Below are 22,989 nucleotides of genomic sequence, written 5' to 3' on the forward strand. Positions count from 1 at the left end.
GAATATCCCGTCACAAGCAACCATTAAAACCTATCCAGTAGCATCTCAATCCTTCCATAAACAAGAGATACCGGCTGGGAGTATTGATATTTTATGTGCTACCGTTAGTTATCTTGAACCTAAATTACAGGACGAGATTCAGCGAGCCTATCATTTTGCAGTAGCGGCTCATGGCCAACAAAAACGTCGCTCTGGCGAACCCTATATTACTCATCCTTTAGCAGTAGCGCAGATCGTAGCGGAAATGCACATAGATCATCAGTGCATTATGGCTGCTTTACTACACGATGTCTTAGAGGATACTGGGGTCTCAAAAGCAGATCTATTATGCGCCTTTGGGGAAGATGTTGCTGAGTTAGTAGATGGGGTTAGCAAGCTTGCTCAGATTAATGCTATCTCCCGTGAGCATGCTCAGGCTGATAATCTACGAAAAATGCTTTTAGCTATGACTCGAGATATTCGAGTTATTTTGCTGAAGTTAGCCGATCGACTACACAATATGCGTACCCTGCATCACATTGCGCGGGAAAAACAGCGTCGCATAGCCCGAGAAACCTTAGAAATCTACGCACCTATTGCTAACCGTTTAGGGATGAGTAATGTCCGTAGGGAGCTACAAAATTTAGGGTTTCAGGCGCTTTATCCTTTGCGATATCGGGTTTTGGATGCGGCCATCAAGCAGGCTCGGGGTAATCGTAAAGAGGTTATTTCCACTATTCAGAACGCTATCATTCAGCGATTAACGCAAGAAGGATTAGAGGGGCGCATTGAAGGTCGGGAGAAGATTCTCTATAGCCTTTATACTAAGATGTGCGGTAAACATTGCTCCCTTTCTGAGGTAATGGATATTTATGCCTTTCGAATTATTGTTAATTCTGTAGATTCCTGCTATCGGGTACTGGGAGCCGTGCATAGTCTTTATAAACCCGTTCCCGGAAAATTTAAGGATTATATTGCTATCCCTAAAGCAAATGGCTATCAGTCATTACATACGGTTTTATTTGGTCCATATGAGGTGCCTATTGAGGTACAGATTAGAACCCATGATATGGATCAGGTAGCAGAATCTGGAATTGCTGCCCATTGGCTGTATAAGGTAGGAGATGAACGGGGGAGTGGACGTGCTCAACGACGGGCAAGAAAATGGCTTAAAGGTTTACTGGAGATCCAACAAGGTGCTGGAGATTCTTTAGAATTTCTTGAAAACATTAAAATTGATTTATTCCCAGATGAAGTGTATGTTTTCACGCCCCAAGGTAAGATCATGATATTGGCTAGGGGCGCTACAGCGGTGGATTTTGCCTATGCTGTTCATACGGATGTGGGAAACCACTGTGTGGCTGCTAAAATTGATCGACACTTGGCCCCCTTATCCACGCCCTTGGAGAATGGGCAAAAAATAGAGATTATTACTTCGCCTACCGTGCGGCCTAATCCTTCTTGGCTTAATTTTGTAGTTACGGGTAAAGCTCGAGCGAATATTCGCCATTATCTTAAAAACTTAAAGCAAGAGGAGTCAGTGCAGTTAGGGGAGCGCTTGTTAAACCAGCATCTTCAGAGTTATTCCTTAACTTTGAAGGATATTCCCCTAGAACGCATACAATCTCTTCTTCGAGAATTTGAACTAGAAAAGGTAGAGCAGCTTTTAGAGGCTATTGGGCTAGGTAATCGTCCAGGATTACTTGTTGCCCGACGTTTAGCGCCAGATGGTATGGAGGAGAAAGAAGAAAATCAAGGCTCTGAAAATAATTCTCGCCAACCATTGAAGATTAAAGGTACTGAAGGGATGGTGGTGACCTTTGCCAAATGCTGCCGACCTATTCCTGGTGATGCTATTCGTGGTTTTATAACAGCAGGCCGTGGTGTTGTTATTCATACTGAGCGATGTAAAAACTTAGCAGAATTCCGAGAGCGACCTGATCGATGGACGGAAGTAGATTGGGCCGATGATACCCAGGCTGATTTTCCAGTTGAAGTACGAGTGGATGTGAAGAATCGCCGGGGGGTTCTGGCGACAGTGGCTGCTGCTATTGCGGATACGGATACCAATATTGATAATGTGAGTATTCATGATCGGGACGGTATGATCTGTAGCATTACATTTACCCTTGAAGTTCGCAATCGCTACCAGTTGGCGCGGGTTATGCGACGGATTAAAAGGCTTGATATGGTGTTACGCATTAGCCGTGATAAGTAGTGAGCATGATTTTAAAATTAATTGAACTAAAGCTAGCATAAAGGAGCAGGTTGCTATGTCTCACCAAGTAATTCAAACAGATCGAGCCCCCCTTGCCATTGGGACTTATTCTCAAGCAATTAAAGCGGGGAATATGGTCTATCTTTCTGGACAAATACCTCTGGTACCTGAGACGATGAAGCTAGCAGAGGGAGGTATGGAGGTACAAATTCGACAAGTGCTGGAGAATCTCAAAGCAGTCGCTGAGGCAGCTGGGGGGAATTTGTCCCAGATAGTAAAATTAAATGTCTACTTAACTGATCTAACTCATTTTTCCCTAATAAATACTGCTATGACGAAGTATTTCCACCCGCCTTACCCAGCGCGAGCGGTCATTGGGGTTGCATCCCTCCCTAAGGATTCTGCAGTAGAAATGGATGCTATTATCCACCTTAATCACTAAAGATCGTTAAGAAAGCAGATAAACCTCTAACCTTAGATACCCTCATTGCTGAGATCAAGGGGGTAGGGTCTAATTTAGTTAAACGATTAGAGAAATTGGGTCTCTATAGCGTTCAAGATCTACTGTTCCACTTACCGCAGCGCTATCAAGATCGAACTCAGATAACGCCTATTGGCGCCTTACAAGCAGGCGATAAGGTGCTAATTGAAGGAAGAATTAAATTAAGCGAGATTCAGGTGGGACGTCGTCGATCTTTATTATGCTATGTAACTGATGGGACCGGGGGTATTTTTCTACGATTTTTTCATTTTTCTGCTTGGCAGAAAAATTTATTGGCATCGGATGTTCAGTTACGCTGTTTTGGTGAAGTACGGCGAGGATTTAGAAGCTTGGAGATGGTTCACCCTGAATATTCTTGTCTTTCAGGAAATGATCTAGAAGCAGGAGAAACTTGCTTAACCCCTATTTATCCTACAACCAGTGGGTTACAGCAATCTCGCTTGAGATCTCTTATTTTAAGAGTCCTGAGGGAGCTTGACGATAATGAAATAATCGATTATTTACCACAAACGTTCTTAGAATCGCTGCATCTACCGGTATTAAATGAGGCAATTACCTATATTCATCAACCCCCACCAGAAGCTCCGTTAGAGTTACTGGCAGCAGGTAGGCACCCTACTCAACAGCGCTTAGCTTTTGAAGAACTGTTGGCTTATTATCTTGGGTTGCGACAGCTACGTTTACGAGCGGCTCAGCTACAATCACCATCGCTGTGCAGTGAGGGTATATGGGTACAACATTTCTTGGAGAGGCTGCCGTTCCCGTTAACGACGGCTCAGCAGCAGGTTAGCCAAGAAATTTTAAATGATATGACCCGAAGCTCTCCTATGCAGCGCTTACTTCAAGGAGACGTGGGCTCAGGTAAAACAGTCGTTGCTGCTTTAGCTATTTTACAGGCAGTTGAGGCAGGCTACCAAGCCGCATTGATGGTGCCTACTGAGTTGTTGGCAGAACAGCATTTATATTCCTTGCAGCAATGGTTTTCTCCCTTTGAAATTAAGGTAGAGCGGCTAGTTGCTAAAGAAAATGCAAAAACAAAGCAGGAGATCTTAACCCAGCTTAATGAAGGCTGCTTGCAGGTTGTGGTAGGCACGCACGCTCTATTTCAGGAAGGTGTGGCCTTTCATCGGCTAGGATTAATAGTGGTGGATGAGCAGCATCGCTTTGGGGTTGAGCAGCGCTTAGCTTTGCTAGAGAAAGGTCGCCACGGTGACTATTATCCTCATCAGTTGATTATGACTGCAACGCCTATTCCCCGGACGTTAGCTATGACCGCTTATGCTGATCTTGATATCTCAGTGATTGATCAGCTACCTCCAGGGCGTATTCCCGTGGCAACGGTGGCAATTTCAGATTACCGCCGATCTGAGGTAGCGGCTAGAGTGCGCCAAGCTTGTCATCAAGGGAGACAGGTTTATTGGGTCTGTACTCTCATTGAGGAATCGGAGAGTTTACAGGCACAAGCGGCAGAAAAGGCTGCTGTAGAACTTGCCCAAGCGTTACCAGAGGTGCGAATAGGGCTTATTCACGGTCGGTTGAAATCTGAAGAAAAAGAGACGGTAATGACTGCTTTTAAAGCTGGGGTTATTCAAGCGCTAGTCGCCACCACCGTGATTGAGGTAGGGGTTGATGTTCCTAATGCCAGTTTAATGATTATTGAAAATGCTGAACGTTTAGGCTTATCTCAATTGCATCAGTTGCGGGGACGAGTAGGTCGTGGGGCGACGGATAGTTATTGCATATTACTGTATCATGGACCGTTGTCTGAACTGGGTCGGGCACGGCTGGATTGCTTACGAGTCACGAACGATGGTTTTGAGATTGCTCGCCGCGATCTTGAACTTCGAGGCCCTGGTGAGATATTGGGTACTCGTCAGACAGGGCTTCCTCAATATCGATTAGCTGATCTGGTGCGAGATCAAAATCTGCTAGGGTGGGTAGCACAGGTAGCAGAGAAATTACAACAACAGTACCCAGCTAAAGCTGCCGCCATAGTTCACCGCTGGTTAGGAAGAGGAAATCGTTATGGGGAAGTATAAAAATTGGGTTTAATACTGGATTTTTTTAAATAATATTGTGATAACACAACGATTAATCATATATGCTAGATTAATGCGGTTGGATCGGCCTATAGGTATTTTTCTACTTTTATGGCCAACACTATGGGCATTATGGATTGCAGGCGAAGGACAACCTGACCTTAAAATACTATTGATATTTCTAATGGGCGTGGTCATTATGCGCTCTGCAGGTTGTGCTATTAATGATTTTGCTGATCGTGATTTTGATCCTCATGTTCAACGCACCCGTCACCGTCCCCTTGCTATGAAGGAAATATATCCTAGAGAGGCCATAGCTTTATTTGTTGGATTAAGTTTATTGGCTTTTGGGTTGGTGTTATTGCTAAATCCGTTGACTATTGCCCTTTCCGTTATCGGGGCTTTTCTTGCAGGTACTTATCCTTTTATGAAGCGTTATACACGTTGGCCTCAAATGTATCTTGGCGCTGCTTTTAGCTGGGGCGTACCCATGGCTTTTGCAGCTCAGATAGGGTCGGTACCTACTACCGGATGGCTATTGTTTGCGGCTGCTGTGCTTTGGACGACAGTATATGATACTTTCTATGCCATGGTGGATCGGGAAGATGATTTACGCATCGGTATTAAATCTACGGCTGTTTTATTTGATGATCAGGATCGACTGATCACCGGTTTGATGCAGGGACTGGTATTATTATTACTATTGTGGGCGGGGTATAGAGAAGAACTGGGGCTATATTATTACTTAGGGCTTGGTATGGCAACTGGGTTTGCTAGTTATCAGCAATATTTAATTCGGAGTCGAGAACCGGCTAACTGTTTCAAAGCTTTTTTGAATAATAATGCCTTTGGGGCGGTTATTTTTAGCGGGATCGTGCTCCACTACCTAGCAATGTAAGTTGTGGCTCTAGGCTAAGGTTCTAAATAAAAAGAAAAGATGAAGACTGCTATCAGTAATCTAGCCATTAAAGGATTAATAGGGTTAGTATTATTAGGATTGCCGCTGGCTGGAATCTCGTTAGAGTCCGCTATTTTTCGCTGGATAGATTCTGAGGGCACCCCGCACTATAGCGATCGCCCTCATCCTAATGCTCAAGTAATCCAGCTCAAGCCTGAAGTTACTTATTACGATATCCAGCGTGTGTATGATGGTGATACTATTCGACTCAAGGGAGGGGATCGGGTTCGCTTATTGGGAATTAATGCGCCTGAGATCGAGGGTCGTTATAAATCTGCAGAACCAGGCGGAGAAGCGGCTCGGGATTGGCTACGGAAGGAGCTTGAAGGGAAGCGAGTACGATTAGAGTTTGATAAGGAACGCTCTGATCACTATAGTCGACTATTAGCCCATATTTTTACGGCAAATGGGGAGCACCTTAACCTTCGTTTGGTGGAGGAAGGGCTAGCTATAGTTAGCTTTATTCCCCCTAACTTTAAGTACAGCGATCAATTGGCTCAAGCCCAGACACAGGCTGAGGTAGCTAAACGGGGACTATGGAGCTTACCCCATTATGCTCCGAGGTCAATTATAGATTTAGAAAAAGGGGCAAATCATCAGGGTTGGCAGCGTTATCGGGGGACTCCTATAGAAATTCGAGCTGGGCGTAAATATACCCGCTTACTGTTTAGTCCACATGTTGATGTCCGTATTGCAAAAGATCAGCTACCGTTTTTTGGAAAACTGGAGCGCTATTTAGGAAATCAGGTAGAGGTTCGAGGCTGGGTTTTCCGCCGCCAGAACGATTATTCAATTCCAGTTTATCATCCTAGCGGGCTTAAACAATTACCTATAAAGATAGGGTTCGGGCACAGACCCATACTTCAATTGTATGTGCTCCAGCGTGGCGTAGAATCTTAGCAATCTCGGCTACGGTATGACCTGTAGTCAGTACATCATCCATAATAGCCACATGTCGGGCCGTCAAAGGTTTATGAAGAGCAAAAGCATCGCGGATATTACGCTTACGCTCCTGTTGAGATAGCCCTGATTGAGGGGCGGTATTGTGTTTTCGGTATATTATTTGATGGTTAATGGGGATTTTTAACTGGGTAGCTATAGGTTTTGCAATCTCCGATGCTTGGTTAAAGCCTCGTTCCCGTAATCGGCTGGGGTGCAATGGGACTGGGATGATACACTCGGGTAGTGGATGGCTGTGCTGGATTAAATATTGAGCAGTTAGTTGACTGAGTAGCAGCGCAAGATGGAGCTTACCATGAAATTTTAGCTGCAAGATTAAGTGATCCAGAGGCGGCTCATAACGATAAGCACTCAGGGTTCTATCTTGGGGAGGCGCTTGTTGCTGGCAGGTGCCACAAATTTTTGGATCTACAGCGGATAGGGGCTGAGCACAGCGCAGACAGGTGACTCCAAGCAGTGGTAAATCAGCTTGGCAAGCAGTACAAAGATCTAATCCGGTATCAGTTGATGCTCCACATAGAGCACACACAAAAGGATAGAGTCTTTGTGGTAAAGTCTTTAGCCGCATTAAGATTTGATTAATAATAGTAGTTTCCCTGCTAAGTATTTGGCAGCTATTTAATAAGTATAATGAATCATTATGACCTATTATTCACCTGTTAATATAGTTAATAACCTACGTCATGATTGGTCGGTAGAAGAGGTACTTGCTCTATTTTCGTTACCGTTTATAGAGCTTATTTATCAAGCCCAAGCAATACACCGGCAGCATTTTAATTCTAATCAAGTTCAGGCGAGTACTTTACTCAGTATTAAGACGGGGGGATGCCCAGAGGACTGTAGCTATTGTCCCCAAAGTGTAAGGTATAGCACTTCTGTAAACTCTGAACCTTTACTCCCTTTAACTGAGGTAATAGCTGCTGCTCAAAAGGCGAAAGCGCGGGGGGCAAGCCGTTTCTGTATGGGAGCGGCTTGGCGCGGTCTTAAGGATCGAGATCTGGAGAAGATTGCGGAAATGATATCCGAGGTTAAAGCCCTTGGTTTAGAGACCTGCGTAACTCTAGGTATGCTTGCCCCTGGCCAAGCAATACGGCTTAAGGCTGCAGGGCTAGATTACTATAATCATAACTTGGATACTTCCCCAGAATTTTATAGCGAGATCATTACTACCCGTACTTATCAGGATCGGCTAGATACCTTAGCGCAAGTCCGGGAAGCGGGTATTCATGTCTGCTGTGGCGGTATTGTAGGTATGGGGGAGGATCAGCTTCATCGAGCTGGATTGTTAGCAACCTTGGCGAATTTACCCTCCCATCCTGAGAGTGTCCCCATTAATCGGCTGGTTAAAGTGGAGGGAACGCCCTTATCTCAAGTCCCCGATCTTGATCCGTTTGAATTTGTACGTACTATCGCTTGCGCCAGAATTATAATGCCTCGCTCTTTTGTGCGCCTGTCTGCAGGTCGAGAAGCTATGAGTGATGAGCTGCAAGCCCTGTGTTTTTTAGCGGGGGCAAATTCTATTTTTTACGGTGATAAGCTCCTGACAACTAGCAACCCAACCATTGATCGGGATCAGCAGCTATTCGCACGATTAGGGCTCGATTTATTACCTGTTGAAGATCGAATCCAAAATACTATGGCTAGTGTTGACGATAGGCATTCTATTTCTAGCTGAAACTAAGCCGTGTCGGATTTAAAGACAACCCTGAAACCAGCGCTTGATCGACGTAAGCGCCAATCTCTTTATCGGTATCGACGGATCTTAGAAAGCCCACAAGGGCCAGAGATACAAATAGACGGTCGTCAAGTTTTAACTTTTTGTAGTAATGATTATTTAGGGTTGGCTAATCATCCCCAAGTACGGGTGGCTTTTGAGCAAGGCGTTCAAGCGTATGGAGTAGGTAGTGGTGCTGCTCACTTAGTAAGCGGTCATAGTCGCGCCCATCATGCGCTAGAAGAGGCTTTAGCGGAATTTGTAAAGCGACCTTGTGCCTTATTATTTTCCACGGGCTACATGGCTAATCTTGGTCTGATAAGTACTTTGTTAAACCGCCAAGATATGATTTTTGAAGATCGACTAAATCATGCCTCTTTGCTCGATGGAGGTAAATTCGCTGGGGCTGGTTTTATACGGTATCGGCATCGGAACTATAGCGATTTGGCAGCGGCTTTGGTCACTAGCCGTGCTCGGCGTAAGCTCATAGCCACAGATGGTGTATTTAGTATGGACGGCGATTTGGCTCCTCTTACTGATCTAAGTATCATAGCCCACCGCTTTAATGCTTGGCTGATGGTAGATGATGCCCATGGTTTAGGTGTTTTGGGAGAAATGGGGCGAGGCAGCTTAGAGCACTTTGGGTTGGGTATAGATCAAGTGCCCATTTTAGTAGGTACTTTGGGTAAGGCTCTAGGAACTTTTGGGGCTTTTGTGGCGGGTGAGGAAGCCTTAATTGAAACCTTGATTCAGCAGGCTCGGACGTATATTTACACTACTGCCCCTCCCGCTGCAGTGGCGGCAGCTACCTTGGCGAGCTTAAGGTTAGCTCAAACTGAGTCTTGGCGCAGAGACAAACTAGCCCAATTAATTGCTCAATTTCGCCAAGGTGCTGCCGATTTGGGTCTTCAGTTATTGGATTCCCATACTCCGATTCAGCCCCTTGTAATAGGAGATTCAGAGAAAACCCTTAAGATTAGCGAAGCGCTGTTAACTAAAGGGATTTTGATAACGCCCATTCGCCCCCCTACAGTACCTACGGGATCTGCTCGTTTACGCATTACCCTAACCGCTGCTCATGCTCCAGCTCAGGTGGAACGACTGCTTGAAGCGTTAGCTGATATCGTATGAGGCTACATATAACGCACCTAGGCTTAGGCCCTGATCTGGTCTTGCTACATGGGTGGGGGAGTCATAGCGGAGTTTGGGGTTCGCTTATGGTTCATCTATCAGCTCACTTTCGGTTAATACTCATAGATCTGCCCGGCCATGGCCGAAGTATGCCACTATATCAAGGGGAACAACTAAAAGGGCTAGCAGAGAGAGTGGCAGCGCTAGCACCCTCTCCGGCTTTCTGGCTAGGTTGGTCGCTGGGAGGATTAATTGCCCTGCAAATAGCGATGGATTATCCAGCTCAGGTGCGTAAACTGGTATTGGTAGCCAGTACGCCACGTTTTACTACAGCACCTGATTGGCCGCAGGCAGTTGTGCCTGAACTATTGTCTAGTTTTTCTCAGGCATTAAAAATTGATATACCCGGAACTTTAAAGCGATTTACCCTGTTGCAAACTCAAGGTAGTGAGTGGGCTAAAGAAGTAGCCAGAACCTTGTTTGCCCAAATGAATATTTGTTACCCAAGCGCTACAGGTTTACAGGAGAGTCTGTCTATACTTCAAAATAGCGATTTGCGATCAGCTTTAGCAGCAGTATATTGCCCTACTTTGATGATTATGGGACAGCAGGATATTCTAATCCCAGCTAGTGTAGGTGAGTGGATGGCTAACCAACTATTCCAAGGTCAAATATGCGCCGTTGCCGGTGCTGGACATGCCCCGTTTCTTTCCCATCCTCAAGTATTTTTGGATGCATTAAAGGCTTTTTTGGAAGTATAGCTCAGGTGGGTCACTCTGGTTACGATAGCGATAAACAGCGAATAGCTCGGGCGTTTAATCGAGCGGCTAAGCATTATGATGAGGCAGCAGTACTGCAGCAAAGAGTAGGCGATCAATTACTAGAACGCTTAGATTTGGTGAAATTATCCCCAACTGTAGTGCTAGAGGTAGGCGCGGGTACAGGTCTGCAAACCAAAGGTCTTCTACGCCGTTATGGAAAAGCGCAGATAATTGCCTTAGATTTAGCCCCAGAGATGCTAAACCAAGCACGGCAGCGGGTTAAAGGAAAACTGCCCTCGATGTTTACCCGTATCTTAAAAGGCCATATGAGCCGCTTTATATGTGGTGATGCAGAATATTTACCTTTTGCCGATCAGAGTGTAGATCTGATTTTTTCTAACTTGACCTTACAATGGTGCTGGAGTCTGGATGCTATTTTTACTGAGTTTCAACGGGTGTTGAAGTTAGGCGGACTATTAACCTTTACCACTTTTGGCCCCGATACATTAAAGGAGCTACGAGCCGCTTGGTCTGGGGTGGATAACTATCAGCATGTTAATCCTTTTATGGATATGCATGATATTGGGGATGGATTACTTCGCGCTGGTTTAGTGCAGCCAGTTATGGATGTGGAACATTATACTTTAACTTATCCAGACGTTTATAAATTAATGCGTGATTTAAAAACCCTTGGCGCGCAGACGGTAGGATCGGGGCGGCAAGGAGGGCTCATGGGAAAAGGTCGGCAGCAAAAAATGCAGCAAGCCTATGAGCGCTTTCGAGGTGGGGCGGGTTTGCCGGCGAGCTTTGAGGTGGTCTATGGTCATGCGTGGGGGAGATCTTGGATTCCAATACAGCGCCGTTAAATCTTCATGGGTAAGGGTATTTTTGTAACCGGCACGGATACAGAAATCGGTAAAACCTGCTGTAGTTTAGGGCTAATGGTTTGCTTGCAACAGGCGGGCTATCAAGTTGCAGCTATGAAGCCTGTGGCCAGTGGATGTACACAAACCTATTATGGATTGTGTAATGAGGATGCTTTATTACTAGGGCAATATGCCAGCTTTCTATTGACTTACCCCCAAATCAACCCTTATGGATTGGCTTTACCGATTGCTCCCCATATCGCTGCTGAAATCCAAGGAATTGAGATTCAACCAACCGTAATTAAAGACCACTTTGATGCGTTGGCTAGGGAATTTGATGCAGTAGTGGTGGAGGGCATCGGGGGGTGGGCCGTGCCGATTAATACTAATCAAACTATGGCCGATGTGGCGGTTTTATTGAGGCTGCCTGTGGTATTAGTGGTGGGCATACGCTTAGGTTGTCTTAATCATGCTTTATTGACAGCAGCAGCTATTCAACACACCAATCTGCCTTTGCTCGGCTGGATCGCTAACCAGATTAGCCCTAATTTAGATTGGGCGCAGGAGAATATACAAGCCCTTTGTGAGCGCCTGCCCGCACCCCTATTAGGCACAATACCTTATCTTTCACCACCCACACCCGAGGTGATTGCTGGGTTTCTTGATATTAACCCTTATGTGAGGTTGTAATTACCTATAAAACCATGGCGGCGATAGAACATAAACAATATAGAAAAGAGTTAGATGGATTAAGGGCATTAGCTGTCATCTCCGTCATCATTTATCATGCCGAATTGTCTTGGAAAGGCTTCTCATTACTTCCGGGGGGATTTTTAGGGGTAGATATATTTTTTGTGCTATCGGGTTTTCTAATTACGGGAATATTAATAGAGAGACAGCCCTCGTTATTTAAGTTTTACCAGAACAGGATAGATAGAATTTATCCTGCACTCCTCCTTTTGTTACTGGTTACGTGCTTTGCTGCCTATAGGATTTTACAGCCCAGTGATCTCTTATCCTTTGCTAAGACTCTTAAGGGCGCATTAGGGTTTTACTCAAATTATGTGTTTATGAATGAAGAGGCGTATGTTGCTGATGCCAGTAAATATAAAGCCCTTTTACATACGTGGAGTCTAGGGGTTGAATGGCAATATTACCTGCTATTTCCATTCGTAATCTACGGGATAAAACACTTTTTATCATCTCAGTTTGAGCAAATAATCATATTTTTATCCGCAGCGTCATTTTTTTACTGCTTATATCTGTTACAGATGGATAGTGCTCAAGCGTTTTACTCAACCCCAGCAAGAATCTGGCAGCTTTTCATGGGAGGTCTTACTTTTTTAATCTATGGAAAAATAAAGAACAACCCCTATAGTAGTTATTTGTCTGCTTTTGGATTGGTGATAATTTTTTATTCCCTATTCTTTTTTAAGGATACCGATAATCATCCAGGGTTTATTAGTTTTCCGGTAGTATTAGGTACCGCACTATTTATACTTTATACAAAATCTGGGGATTTTGTATATAAAATGGCTACCCTGAGAGTTTCTAGTTTCATAGGGATTCTCTCTTATTCTCTATATTTATATCATCAGCCAATACTTGTTTTTTATAGATTGAATTTTTCTGAGGTAGAAACAACAGATTTTCTTATTTTGCTGCCGATGATGATAGGGGTAGCCTATCTATCCTATCGGTTCTTTGAACAGCCTATGCGGCGCAGCAAGAATAACCAGAAGTATATTTTAATTTTTATTTTAATCACTCTGATTTTTAGTTTTGTAACCGGTGCAAAAAATACGGGCGGATATCCTGAAAGACAGCCTGAGAAAGTCAAAAATGCGCTGGCTCATTTTGAAAAAGTCGAGTTTAAAAGACTGGCATTAGCGCCTGCAGGTCTGGATTTTGCCGGCAATGAATGGCTTGAGTGCAATATGAGAATGCCTAGCACCGCTTGTAGAATAGATAATCGAAAGCTTGATTTAATGATAGTGGGGGATTCTTTTGCTAGCGTGTTTTTATATAGCTTCTATGAGTTAAGAGATAAAATTAATTTTGCTGCTTATGATTATGAGGAATGCCCGCTATTATCAGATCCTATCTGGTTTGGTGGTCATCCTGAGTGTTGGGAAATTAACAAAGAGCGCTGGAAGGTCCTTGAAGGCTCTGAGCCAACAAATGTGTTGATAGGCACTAAGTTCCAGTTTTTTTATAGGGGTAAAAAGTCTCTAGATGTTTTTTCCAAAGGGGTAGCAAATTTACAAGACCGTGTATCGAGTGAATTTATTTATAGTAGCTTTAGAAAATCAATTTCAAAACTGATAGATCTTGGTTATAACGTTATTATTTTGCTTCATACGCCGTGGCCTAATATTGATGTTAATCAAGAAATGAAGAGAAGAATTTCATCTGGAATGTGGCATTTTGAGGATGAATATCTAGGAACTTCTACTTATAGAATGGATATGGATGTTAAAAAAGCGCTAGAGGGCATTGAAGGGATTAAGTTTATTGATATGAATAAAAGGATGTGTAATGGTATCGGGAAATGTCTTGTGTTTAATAGAGATGGAGGACTTTATAATAATTTTGATCATCTATCCTATTATGGTGCTCAGCTTTTTATAGGCGATATTTTAGCTTTAATGAAATAGTTATAGTGATTTACACGTAATACCAGTCTAGTCGTTATTTTTTGCCAAACGAAGAGTCTTCCTCAGACTCAGGAATGTGCTCTAATTGGGTGAGCCAGGCCATGGCTTCGCTATCGCTAGGAGCGCGGTAATCCCCTCTGGGTGATAAGCCAATGGCTACTTTAGGTCCATTGGGCATGGCGCTGCGCTTAAACTGACTGAGTTTAAAGAATCGGAAAAGAAAAACCCGTAGCCAGCTTTTGATTTCTTGTAAGCTGTATTGGTGGCGTTCCTCCTTAATCCCTTTAGGCCAAGATCCTTGGTTTTTATCATGCCAAGCAGACCAGGCAAGAAAAGCAATTTTAGTGGGTAAGTAGCCAAAGCGCAGGGTGTAATAAAGATGGAAATCCTGAAGTTCATAGGGGCCAACCACATCCTCAGAGTTTTGATCTTCATCGGGGATAAGCTCTGGGCTGATTTTATTTTGTAGTATTTCATTTAAGACTGCTTCCATCTTTGGCCCTAGCTGCTGAGTATCGGCGATCCATTTTATAAGATGCTGAACCAGTGTCTTGGGGATGCCAGCATTGACATGGTAATGAGCCATGTGATCGCCTACCCCATAGGTAGACCAACCTAGGGCAATTTCGCTTAAATCCCCTGTTCCTATAACCAGCGCTTGGTGAAAATTGGCCAACCGGAATAGATGATTAGCGCGCTCACCCGCCTGTACATTTTCAAAGGTAAGATCGTAAACGGGTTTGCCTTGACTATAGGGATGAGCAAGATCCTGTAATACTTGGAGACAGCTTGGGCGGATATCAATTTCATGGGCTTGACAGCCACTTGCAGCCATAAGCTGGTGAGCTTGTTTTAGGGTTTGGGTGCTGGTAGCAAATCCAGGGAGGGTATAGGCCAAGATATGGCTGGAAGGTAGATTCATGATGGCCATCGCTCGGAGGCAAACCATCAGCGCTAGGGTGGAATCTAGCCCGCCTGAGATACCAATCACTACTTTAGTGAGACCCGTAGTCTGGAGGCGTTTCACCAATCCCTGTACTTGGATTTCATAAGCGTCTTGGCAGTGCTGATCTCGGGTGATTGGGTGGCTAGAGACATAGGGGAAACGTTCATAAATACGTTTAAGAGGTATGGATCCTTGACGGGGGAGCGGGGCTGAAAAATGGATAGTACGAAAAGGGATGAGTTTATCTTGATGATGATGGCGGGCTTGGCCAAAACTATGCTGACGCATCCGATCCTGTTGCAAGCACTCTAAATCAATATCGCCGATAGCAAGTTGGGGTTGATAAGCAAAGCGTCTTGTCTCAGCAATACAGCGACCGCTTTCATAGATCATTCCGTGCCCATCCCAGGCTAAATCTGTAGTCGACTCACCAAACCCAGCCCCAGCATAGAGATATGCTGCTAAACAACGGTTTGATTGACTCTCCGCAAGTAAGCGCCGGTCATCAGCTTTTCCAGTAGCGCTACTGGAGGCGGAAAGATTAATCAGTACCGTAGCGCCAGCTAAAGCACCATAGGAAGAAGGCGGAATAGGCGCGCCTAGATCTTCACCTAGCTCAATATGGAAAGTTAAAAGGGGCTGTTCTTTGACTTGAAATAAAAAATGATGGCCAAAGGGCACCTGATTTTGCCCGCAAAGGTAGATATTTTCGCTTAAGGCGTAGCTGGCAGGGCTAAATTGGCGCAGCTCATAGGATTCCCAGCTATTCGGTAGATAGGTTTTAGGGACTACGCCTAAGATTTGGCCGCGGTAAAATACCACAGCGCAGTTAAAAAGCAGACTGTCTATCTGTAGGGGTAAGCCCACAATGCCAATAATGGGTTGGTTTTGGGCACTTCTGAGGATCTGATGCAGGGCTTGCTGGCATTCTGCAAGTAGCGCCTGTTGCTGAAAAAGATCGTCGCAGCTATACCCAGAAAGTCCTAATTCTGGAAAAGCAACCAGTAAACTTTGTTCCTCCGCGGCTTGATTTAGGAGCGCTATTGATTCTTCAGCATTAAAAATCGGATCAGCAACTTTTAGGCTAGGTACAGCTACTGCTGCCCGGATAAAATGATGCCGGTATAGGTTAAAGAAGGAAGATTTGTTGTCCGTTATCATGTTAGGAAAAATAGCTAGCGTTTAAAAATATTATGTTCAAGAATTAAAAAATAGTGCCTAACTGATTGAATGAATTGACTGAGAGGATAAAAAGCAAGTAGATCATATTAGTTTTTGGAGCTTAAGATCTTTAATAACAACCAGACTTAATCTTTTGATACTCCCTGATCTTTAAGCCGTTCGATACCCATGAGGTTAATGCTGGTCATAGCCTGCTTGATGTGGTTAATGTCGTTACCAATGCCAACACTAGTAATCTTTACCATGAAGCGGTTCCCCAGCATAACGCTGTATTCACCGTACTTATCTAGGTTGTCCCACTCCTCGTGGATCAGCCGGTTACCTTGGCGATAGGTCTTCTCATAGCTGTTCTCGGTTAGGCGTTCTTGACCTAAGCTTGCTAGCCAAGTGATAGCAAGGGGTCCTTTAGCATCCCCCGTATCAATGATTTCAAGAATCAGCTCGGGCCCGTTGCCATAGCAGAAAGAGCCTTTATTGGCGAGCACTGAGAGGGTTAGCCCTCCCATGGGGATATTGTCGGTGCAATAAACTCCTTGGGCAGTAGAGATTTGAGTGCCCAAGGAGTTATTCCGCTCGGCAAGAAAATCAGTGCGAGGGATTCCGGCCAGATTCTTTGGTACAAAGGGCTTTAATACGCTTGGCGCTAGCGTTTCAACCTTAATTCTTTTAGGTAGTACAATGCCGATAACCGGATTGGGTATTTCGCCTTGTGGATGAATGACCGCTAGCTGTTCGTTAAGCTCAGCGCTATTGACTGTGGTGGTGATCAGAATCCACCCTAATGCTGTAAGAGTGGCTGAAATAGCAGTTTGTCTAATCTCTTTGGTGAATTTGTGGTTTATCATCAGCAGCACACCGATATGGGCAGTTAAAGAAAATATAGCGTTAATGCGACTCTAAAACTATATGCCATCTGAGCGTTGGCTTTTTTAAGTTCTATCCGATGTTTGTTGGTGTGTCTATTTGTAACTGGCAATCAATAACTAGCTTAATAACATTGTATCAGCCTGTCCACCATGAAAAATTATCCGATATTATGATTTCGTTTTTCTGCAAATGATGCGTGGTTTTCATTGGAATTGTTCTGAAGTCAAGTCCGTATTTATCTGCAAGTATCCGTATTTCTTTTGTATCATCGTAAGTCAGCATGAACTTACCCTTTAATTGTGCGGCTAATAAAAAAAGTCGTTCATGGTCTATGTCGAAGTGAGTATAAAGTCGTTTCCCCGCTACTGTGTATGGTGGGTCAATAAAAAAATACGCCTTATGATTATTAAGGTTTTGTTCCAGGACTTCAAATGCATCTCCCCTAATGAAGCCAATTCTGTCTTTAACGTAATTAATGGCAATTATCCTGTCATGTAAAGTTTTAGGATACCAACGCGAAGCGATACCTTTTCCGTTTTCTCCGTTTTTAATCATGCCTGACCCCTTGGCAAGGATGCCACCATGAAAAATTCTATTTTTTAGAATTGTACAAAAAGCGAGGTCATTAAGTTTTTTATCAGGTTTTTCCAATTCTGATTTCACATTGGCAATTGTCAGGTCGTAAAAGAAAATTTTGTCGGCAAGCCATTTGTTTTCCCCACTAAGAATCACTTCCCACACGGCTGCAATTTCTTCATCCATTTCTACCATGGTGATGTGGTCGGCTAACCGCTCGAATGCAGCAGTCAAACTCACGATTCCACCACCTGCAAACGGCTCAATTAATTCTGAAACAGATTTTTGCCCTTGTTTCAGCCATTGCCTGACTGTGGGTATCAGCCATGTTTTTCCACCCGGATAGCGGAATGGGCTACGTTGTGGAACTGATGCAACGTTTATAGCTGCTGTTCCGGTATTTTTTTCACCCAAGTCAAACATGGTTAGCTGATTATTCATTCCACTACAACATTTTCAAGGTTATCAATATCTGATGCTCCTGAATGTTTGGCATCAAGTTTCTTTTGCAGCAGTTGAGTGAAATAGGCTATTGAACCGGCTTCAAACTTGGCAACCCGTTCTAATGCAATGGCAAACCTGGTATAAATCACTTTGGAAAGTTTAAGTTCCAAACGTTTTTCTTTCTTAACAGGAACTAAATCATAAAGGAAAAAAGCAAAATCTGATTCCGCTTTGTCAACTTCGGGTAAAGGTGGCAACGTGTTATAAAAGGCTGTTTGTAAAGCAACCGCCTGTTTTTTGCCCCATTGATTAAGTATGGAGCCTTTGGCAATGATTTGCGGAACAAGCCGTTTCCTTGAAGACGAAAGATAATCGGGTTTTGGGTATTTGAGAGCGTGTGTCCAATTAAATTCGGGGATGGGGTTTTCTAAAAAGGCTGAAAACGGTCCAGTTAAATTTCCGGAAATATAAACCGATTGAACTTCAAGCGAACCAAAGTCAAGCACCTGTCCCTTGTCGTCATAGGCAACTAAAACATAATCAATATTTCCTGCTGATTTTCCAAATTTGTCTTTTAATCTTACTTCACCAACATGTGTCCATGTCGTTTTCGCATCAAATATAAATGCTGCCACATCGCTAATAATTCTCCAATCTTCCCTAAAGCGAATAGGGCAGATAATTATTGGTTTGCCTTTGTGGTTAAGGCTGCAAACGCCTAAGGGAAATTCAATGCTGTTTTTGGTGCAGTTTGAAACAATGTTATTGAACGGACAAAGCTTGTTTTCACGATAACGAACGGCTCTTTTCGATTGATTGTCAATTGGAAAACCGAAAACTTCTGCTAAAGGTTGATTGTTATTTTTATCTATACTCATTACTTGTCAAAAATAGCTAAAGTTTTTCGTAACTAGCCCTTTTATGTTCTATATCGAGATGCTGAGTAATAGATTTCTAGCATTAATTAGATACTTTGTGGATAGAATATAAAGAGAAATAATGCGCTGTTGTTTCTGCTATAGAAGCTAAAATAAAGTAAAGCGTATACTACAATGGGTTAATGAAAAAATTTTTATTATGTTTAATCGGTTTTTACCGCTATATAGTGAGTCCGGTATTAGGTAATCATTGTCGTTATTATCCTTCCTGTTCAGCCTATACGCAGGAAGCTATTCAGCGTTATGGTGGGATTCGGGGCGGATGGCTAGGACTAAAGCGTATTTTACGCTGTCATCCTTTTCATCCCGGAGGATTGGATCCTGTACCGGATATCTCTAAGTGGCACTCTAAATAGTTTCATTCACTAACTTATGAACAAGATAAATATCTCTACGTTAATATTAAAGAGCCATAGGCGTTATTGGTTTGGATTGCTCCTGATCTGGGGGGTATCCTGTAATACAGCATGGGGGAGGGATATAGCTTTAAAATTAGAAGGACCCTTAACACAAGGGGGGTTGGTGAAAGGAAAAACCGATCCTAGATCCAAGGTGTTTTTTGATGACCAGTCGGTACGGGTTTCTAAGCAAGGTGTATTTCTAATTGGGTTTGGTCGTGATGCAAAGCCTCAAGCTAGGCTTAAAGTCATGCTTCCCAATGGCGCTGAGCAAACTAGAGAACTTAAAATTACCCAGCGTCAATATCATATTCAGCATATTAAAGGATTACCTGCTCGCCAAGTAAGCCCTTCAGGCGCGGATCTAGCCCGTATCCATCAAGAGGCAGCTATGGTAAAGGAGACCCGATCGCTGGATGATGTGCGTACTGATTTTCTAAAGGGATTTATCTGGCCGGTACACGGGCCGATTACGGGTATTTATGGCAGCCAGAGAATTTTAAACGGCCAACCCCGCACTCCCCATTATGGGGTTGATATTGCAGCGCCCGTAGGAACATTAGTCCACGCTCCTGCGGATGGGGTGGTAACTTTAGCCCATTCCAATATGCTGTTATCGGGAGGAACCCTTATTATTGATCATGGCCATGGGTTATCCTCTACGTTTATACATTTGAGTCGAATCTTGGTTAAAAAAGGGGATCGGGTGCTACAAGGAAAACCCATCGCTAAGGTAGGGGCTACCGGAAGAGTCACGGGTGCTCATCTAGATTGGCGAATTAACCTATTTCAAACGCGCCTTGATCCTCAGCTATTGGTTCCACCCATGCCTACCGCTAGCAAATAAAGGGATAAGTTAAGCGGTTAATCTATTATTTTGTAATTAGATAGCGTGATGAATCAAAAACGTATTAAGCCGGAAATTATAGCCACTGAGATGATCGTCAAGACGCGGTTATTTCAGGTAGAAAATGTCAATCTACGTTTTTCTAATGGCGTTGAAACTCAGTATGAGCGAATTAAAACTAGAGAATATGGGGCAGTTTTAGTAGTACCTCTTCTTGATCGAGATACGGTACTACTGATTCGAGAGTACACTGTAGGAACTGAACGCTATGAACTTGCGCTGCCTAAAGGAAAAATAGAATCAGGAGAAGATATGCTAGTAGCCGCTAACCGGGAGTTGATGGAAGAGGTAGGCTATGGCGCCAAGCATCTGACTTATTTGACTTCTCTGACCATAGCACCCGGTCATATCAGCCATTATACCCATGTGATCATTGCTCAAGATCTTTATGAACAGCGCCTTTTAGGGGATGAGCCAGAGGAAATTGAGGTGGTGCCGTGGCCTTTGGAGAAGCTTTCAGCCTTGTTTGCTCGAGAAGACTGCACTGAAGCCCGCAGTATTGCTGCTTTATTGATGGTGAAAGAAAAATTAAACCAAGGAGTGACATAATTAATGCTGGTAACAGCTTCTCTAGAGGCGTTACTGAATCCAGTAATCGCTATCGCATTAGCAGCGGGGAAAAGAATCTTAGCGTTTTATCGTACAGATTTTCCTGTGACCCATAAGGAGGATTATTCCCCCTTAACAGAGGCTGATCTGGCGGCTCATAATACTATCCAACAAGGGTTGGAGTCTTTGAATCCTGAAATCCCGATATTATCGGAGGAATCGAAAGCGCTTCCCTTTGAAAAACGCTATGCTTGGCAGCGATATTGGCTCGTGGATCCGTTAGATGGTACTAAAGAATTTATCAAAGGCAATCAAGAATTTACGGTTAATATCGCCCTTATTAAAGAGTATAAACCTGTTTTAGGCGTAGTTTATGCTCCCGCGATGGGTTTGTTATATTTTGCGGTTAAAGCTCAGGGAGCCTATCGGCAAGCGATCGATCAAGCCCCTGTAAGAATTAAGGGTAAGCCTTGGGCTGGAGGTGTTGCCCGGGTGGTCGGCAGCCGTTCCCATGGCGATGGGTATCTAGGGGTTTTTCTCGATAAGGTAAAAAGCTATGAATTAGCTACTGTAGGAAGCTCTTTAAAGTTTTGCTGGGTTGCTGAAGGTAAGGCAGATATTTATCCACGTTTTGGTTTGACCTCTGAATGGGATACAGCCGCCGCCCAGTGCATCGTGGAAGAAGCAGGAGGTAGGGTCGTTGATCTTAAGGGCGTACCACTGGACTATAATACTAGAGAGACCCTGATTAACCCCTATTTTCTCACGATGGCTGACTCTACAGGTAATTGGGAGCGGTTTATTCCTGAAGGGTTAAAGTGAGATTAACCAAGATACAAGACTTGTAACATAGTATAATGGGTTGCTGCTGTTACCAATCGGCCTGCATTCGGAACTCTAGGATACTTGGGTTAAGCCCGTTAAATCTGGCAATAACCGGATTAGTTTTCCGGGCGCTTTCATGGATGACAACCCCGTAGTCAGCCATGAGGCGAAGATGACGATTTAAATACCAATTGAATGCTATTACGGCGGTCTGGGTGTTACCACCATTGACATCTTGGGTGTTCATGGCTAATTGATCCCAACGTATCGCGATTTCCCACGCGCCCCAACCCCCGTTAAGATCGAAATTATGTTTAGGTTTTACCCGGGTAAATGCCCCACTTTTGTTATCATAGGCGCGGGATTCTCCGGTTAAGAAATAGCTGATAAGGGCATAAGAACCCTCTAGTACATCTTTGCCTGAATAACCCACTCCTGCTAAGGCAGTTTGCATGTATTCAGTTTGGAATGAAAAAGGTCCCTCTACTAAGGCTAATTCAGCTCCAAACCGGGTATAACTTTCTAGGGCTTTATGGCCAGGCCCTAAGTTAGTCGTTAAAAGGCCGGTGTTTGCAAAAGGGGTACGATCCACGTTAGCGAATGGCTGAGAAGAAAAGAATAAAGGGGCGGATTCTAGCTTACCCGTAGTCGGATTAAATACATTCCTCATCCAGGTTCTACCCCCTGATACCCCAATATGAAGAAACTGGGTTAGGCCGTTATAGTAGGGAAGAAAAGTGCCACGACCTACTGCTTGATAGGCCGTATTATCAAGAATAGCCGTACCGAGCGCAGTATTTTGCGTTTGCAGCGCAGCGCGTACACTCCACCGGGTACCATAGGATTCGGCACTCACGCCTAGTTTGTAGGGGTTAGGATTCTCTACAAATGCATTCAGGAAAAGCGAACGTTCAATAAAAGCTAGATAACGATCACTGGTAGAGCTTGCTAAGGTAAGGGGTTCTTTTATTTGCCCGATTTTAATCGTCAGTGGTTTAAGAGGAAAATTAGCGTAGCCAAGCCAAGCCTCAGTGATGCCCCCAACAGCAATAGGGCTGCCCACCACACGGGCAAAATCATATTCAATTTTGTAGTTGATATTCTTAAATACAAAACCATCTAAACGAATACGGGTACGACGAGGAATTATTCCGTCTTGAAGCCCGGTATTATCTGCGTTAAAGTTGACTTGGGAATCTCCTTGTTCAAACCCCCCAATTCCCAGCTTAAAGTTGCCGTTGTCGGATTTTATTTCCAGCCCAGTTTCACCTAGCCTAATATTTTTAGTTAGCTCAATGTTTTCCATGTTTCCTAGCGTAAAGCCGGGGCTATCTTTTTTATTGGCTTCATTTTTAAGATTAGCATTTGTTATCGTTAATAATTTAGCCTCTCTTTCTTGTCGTTCTTTTTTTGAGATTTCCTGTTCCTTCCGTGGTTTAGATTTGGAAGATTCTGATAGGGCTTTAGCGCTTGCGTATATCGGGAAGCCAAGTAAATTTATGCTCCCTAAAATAATACTATAAGTGATTAAGGTTTTAGTTTTATGGGGTTTCATATCGCTATGTCCTCTTA

General features: G+C 43.8%; 21 protein-coding genes. 15 read left to right on the forward strand and 6 right to left on the reverse strand.

Annotation, left to right across the window (positions count from 1 at the left end; translation table 11 throughout):
* Positions 1 to 67 precede the first annotated feature (67 nt).
* From spoT to TAO_RS03050, 5 genes are read left to right on the forward strand one after another with little or no spacing between them, the layout of a single operon-like run.
* A complete protein-coding gene (spoT, locus tag TAO_RS03030) occupies positions 68 to 2,197 on the forward strand; it encodes a bifunctional GTP diphosphokinase/guanosine-3',5'-bis pyrophosphate 3'-pyrophosphohydrolase (RefSeq protein ID WP_096526561.1) in 2,130 nt (709 codons plus the stop codon).
* Between the two features lie 55 nt (positions 2,198 to 2,252).
* Positions 2,253 to 2,639, forward strand: coding sequence for a RidA family protein (locus TAO_RS03035; RefSeq protein ID WP_096526562.1), 387 nt, complete (start codon positions 2,253 to 2,255; stop codon positions 2,637 to 2,639).
* A 2-nt stretch (positions 2,640 to 2,641) separates the two neighbouring features.
* Positions 2,642 to 4,738, forward strand: coding sequence for an ATP-dependent DNA helicase RecG (gene recG, locus TAO_RS03040; protein ID WP_096526563.1), 2,097 nt, complete (start codon positions 2,642 to 2,644; stop codon positions 4,736 to 4,738).
* Between the two features lie 40 nt (positions 4,739 to 4,778).
* The gene (ubiA, locus tag TAO_RS03045; protein WP_096527729.1) at positions 4,779 to 5,636 is read left to right on the forward strand and encodes a 4-hydroxybenzoate octaprenyltransferase; all 858 of its coding nucleotides are present in this window, start codon (positions 4,779 to 4,781) and stop codon (positions 5,634 to 5,636) included.
* A 39-nt stretch (positions 5,637 to 5,675) separates the two neighbouring features.
* Complete coding sequence (locus TAO_RS03050; protein ID WP_096526564.1) at positions 5,676 to 6,596, forward strand: thermonuclease family protein; 921 nt, start codon at positions 5,676 to 5,678, stop codon at positions 6,594 to 6,596.
* Here the strand turns inward: TAO_RS03050 and TAO_RS03055 are convergent.
* Positions 6,526 to 7,224: a ComF family protein gene (locus TAO_RS03055; RefSeq protein ID WP_096526565.1), complete on the reverse strand. Its 699-nt coding sequence runs from the start codon at positions 7,222 to 7,224 to the stop codon at positions 6,526 to 6,528. The genes TAO_RS03050 and TAO_RS03055 overlap by 71 nt on opposite strands.
* A 72-nt stretch (positions 7,225 to 7,296) precedes the next feature.
* On the opposite strand from TAO_RS03055, the gene bioB reads away from it, so the two are divergent.
* Genes bioB through TAO_RS03085 form a run of 6 tightly spaced genes read left to right on the forward strand, consistent with a single transcriptional unit; the run spans position 7,297 to position 13,785 of the window.
* A complete protein-coding gene (gene bioB / locus TAO_RS03060; protein ID WP_096526566.1) occupies positions 7,297 to 8,331 on the forward strand; it encodes a biotin synthase BioB in 1,035 nt (344 codons plus the stop codon).
* 9 nt (positions 8,332 to 8,340) lie between these two features.
* Positions 8,341 to 9,501: an 8-amino-7-oxononanoate synthase gene (gene bioF / locus TAO_RS03065; RefSeq protein WP_096526567.1), complete on the forward strand. Its 1,161-nt coding sequence runs from the start codon at positions 8,341 to 8,343 to the stop codon at positions 9,499 to 9,501.
* Positions 9,498 to 10,262 (forward strand): pimeloyl-ACP methyl ester esterase BioH, encoded by a 765-nt coding sequence (gene bioH, locus TAO_RS03070; protein WP_096527730.1) that lies wholly within the window; start codon positions 9,498 to 9,500, stop codon positions 10,260 to 10,262. The genes bioF and bioH overlap by 4 nt, the downstream gene beginning before the upstream one ends.
* 5 nt (positions 10,263 to 10,267) lie before the next feature.
* Entirely contained in the window at positions 10,268 to 11,128 is an 861-nt protein-coding gene (bioC, locus tag TAO_RS03075; RefSeq protein WP_231910556.1) for a malonyl-ACP O-methyltransferase BioC, read from the forward strand.
* A gap of 6 nt (positions 11,129 to 11,134) precedes the next feature.
* Positions 11,135 to 11,818 carry a dethiobiotin synthase gene (gene bioD / locus TAO_RS03080; RefSeq protein WP_096526569.1) on the forward strand — a complete coding sequence of 228 codons (684 nt, stop codon included), beginning with the start codon at positions 11,135 to 11,137 and terminating at the stop codon, positions 11,816 to 11,818.
* A 14-nt stretch (positions 11,819 to 11,832) separates the two neighbouring features.
* Positions 11,833 to 13,785: an acyltransferase family protein gene (locus TAO_RS03085; protein WP_096526570.1), complete on the forward strand. Its 1,953-nt coding sequence runs from the start codon at positions 11,833 to 11,835 to the stop codon at positions 13,783 to 13,785.
* 34 nt (positions 13,786 to 13,819) lie between these two features.
* Here the strand turns inward: TAO_RS03085 and TAO_RS03090 are convergent, their stop codons facing one another.
* From TAO_RS03090 to TAO_RS03105, 4 genes are all read right to left on the reverse strand, one after another.
* Positions 13,820 to 15,892, reverse strand: coding sequence for an NAD(+) synthase (locus TAO_RS03090; RefSeq protein ID WP_096526571.1), 2,073 nt, complete (start codon positions 15,890 to 15,892; stop codon positions 13,820 to 13,822).
* Between the two features lie 146 nt (positions 15,893 to 16,038).
* The gene (locus TAO_RS03095; RefSeq protein ID WP_096526572.1) at positions 16,039 to 16,758 is read right to left on the reverse strand and encodes a hypothetical protein; all 720 of its coding nucleotides are present in this window, start codon (positions 16,756 to 16,758) and stop codon (positions 16,039 to 16,041) included.
* 157 nt (positions 16,759 to 16,915) lie between these two features.
* Entirely contained in the window at positions 16,916 to 17,797 is an 882-nt protein-coding gene (locus TAO_RS03100) for a DNA adenine methylase (protein WP_197702511.1), read from the reverse strand.
* On the reverse strand, positions 17,794 to 18,678 hold the full coding sequence (locus tag TAO_RS03105) for a NotI family restriction endonuclease (RefSeq protein WP_096526573.1): 885 nt from the start codon (positions 18,676 to 18,678) through the stop codon (positions 17,794 to 17,796). Before TAO_RS03105 ends, TAO_RS03100 begins: the two co-directional genes overlap by 4 nt.
* A gap of 182 nt (positions 18,679 to 18,860) precedes the next feature.
* Between TAO_RS03105 and yidD the strand changes: the two genes are divergently transcribed.
* The 4 genes from yidD to cysQ are packed head-to-tail and all read left to right on the forward strand — an operon-like array spanning position 18,861 to position 21,414.
* Positions 18,861 to 19,094, forward strand: a complete 234-nt coding sequence (gene yidD / locus TAO_RS03110) for a membrane protein insertion efficiency factor YidD (RefSeq protein WP_096526574.1) — start codon at positions 18,861 to 18,863, stop codon at positions 19,092 to 19,094.
* A 16-nt stretch (positions 19,095 to 19,110) separates the two neighbouring features.
* Positions 19,111 to 19,983 carry a M23 family metallopeptidase gene (locus TAO_RS03115; protein WP_096526575.1) on the forward strand — a complete coding sequence of 291 codons (873 nt, stop codon included), beginning with the start codon at positions 19,111 to 19,113 and terminating at the stop codon, positions 19,981 to 19,983.
* Between the two features lie 48 nt (positions 19,984 to 20,031).
* Entirely contained in the window at positions 20,032 to 20,592 is a 561-nt protein-coding gene (gene nudE, locus TAO_RS03120) for an ADP compounds hydrolase NudE (protein ID WP_096526576.1), read from the forward strand.
* Between the two features lie 3 nt (positions 20,593 to 20,595).
* Complete coding sequence (cysQ, locus tag TAO_RS03125; RefSeq protein ID WP_096526577.1) at positions 20,596 to 21,414, forward strand: 3'(2'),5'-bisphosphate nucleotidase CysQ; 819 nt, start codon at positions 20,596 to 20,598, stop codon at positions 21,412 to 21,414.
* A gap of 49 nt (positions 21,415 to 21,463) precedes the next feature.
* Here the strand turns inward: cysQ and TAO_RS03130 are convergent, their stop codons facing one another.
* Positions 21,464 to 22,972, reverse strand: coding sequence for an OprO/OprP family phosphate-selective porin (locus TAO_RS03130; RefSeq protein WP_096526578.1), 1,509 nt, complete (start codon positions 22,970 to 22,972; stop codon positions 21,464 to 21,466).
* Positions 22,973 to 22,989 lie beyond the last annotated feature (17 nt).

It is taken from the genome of Candidatus Nitrosoglobus terrae (assembly GCF_002356115.1).
Classification (GTDB): domain Bacteria; phylum Pseudomonadota; class Gammaproteobacteria; order Nitrosococcales; family Nitrosococcaceae; genus Nitrosoglobus; species Nitrosoglobus terrae.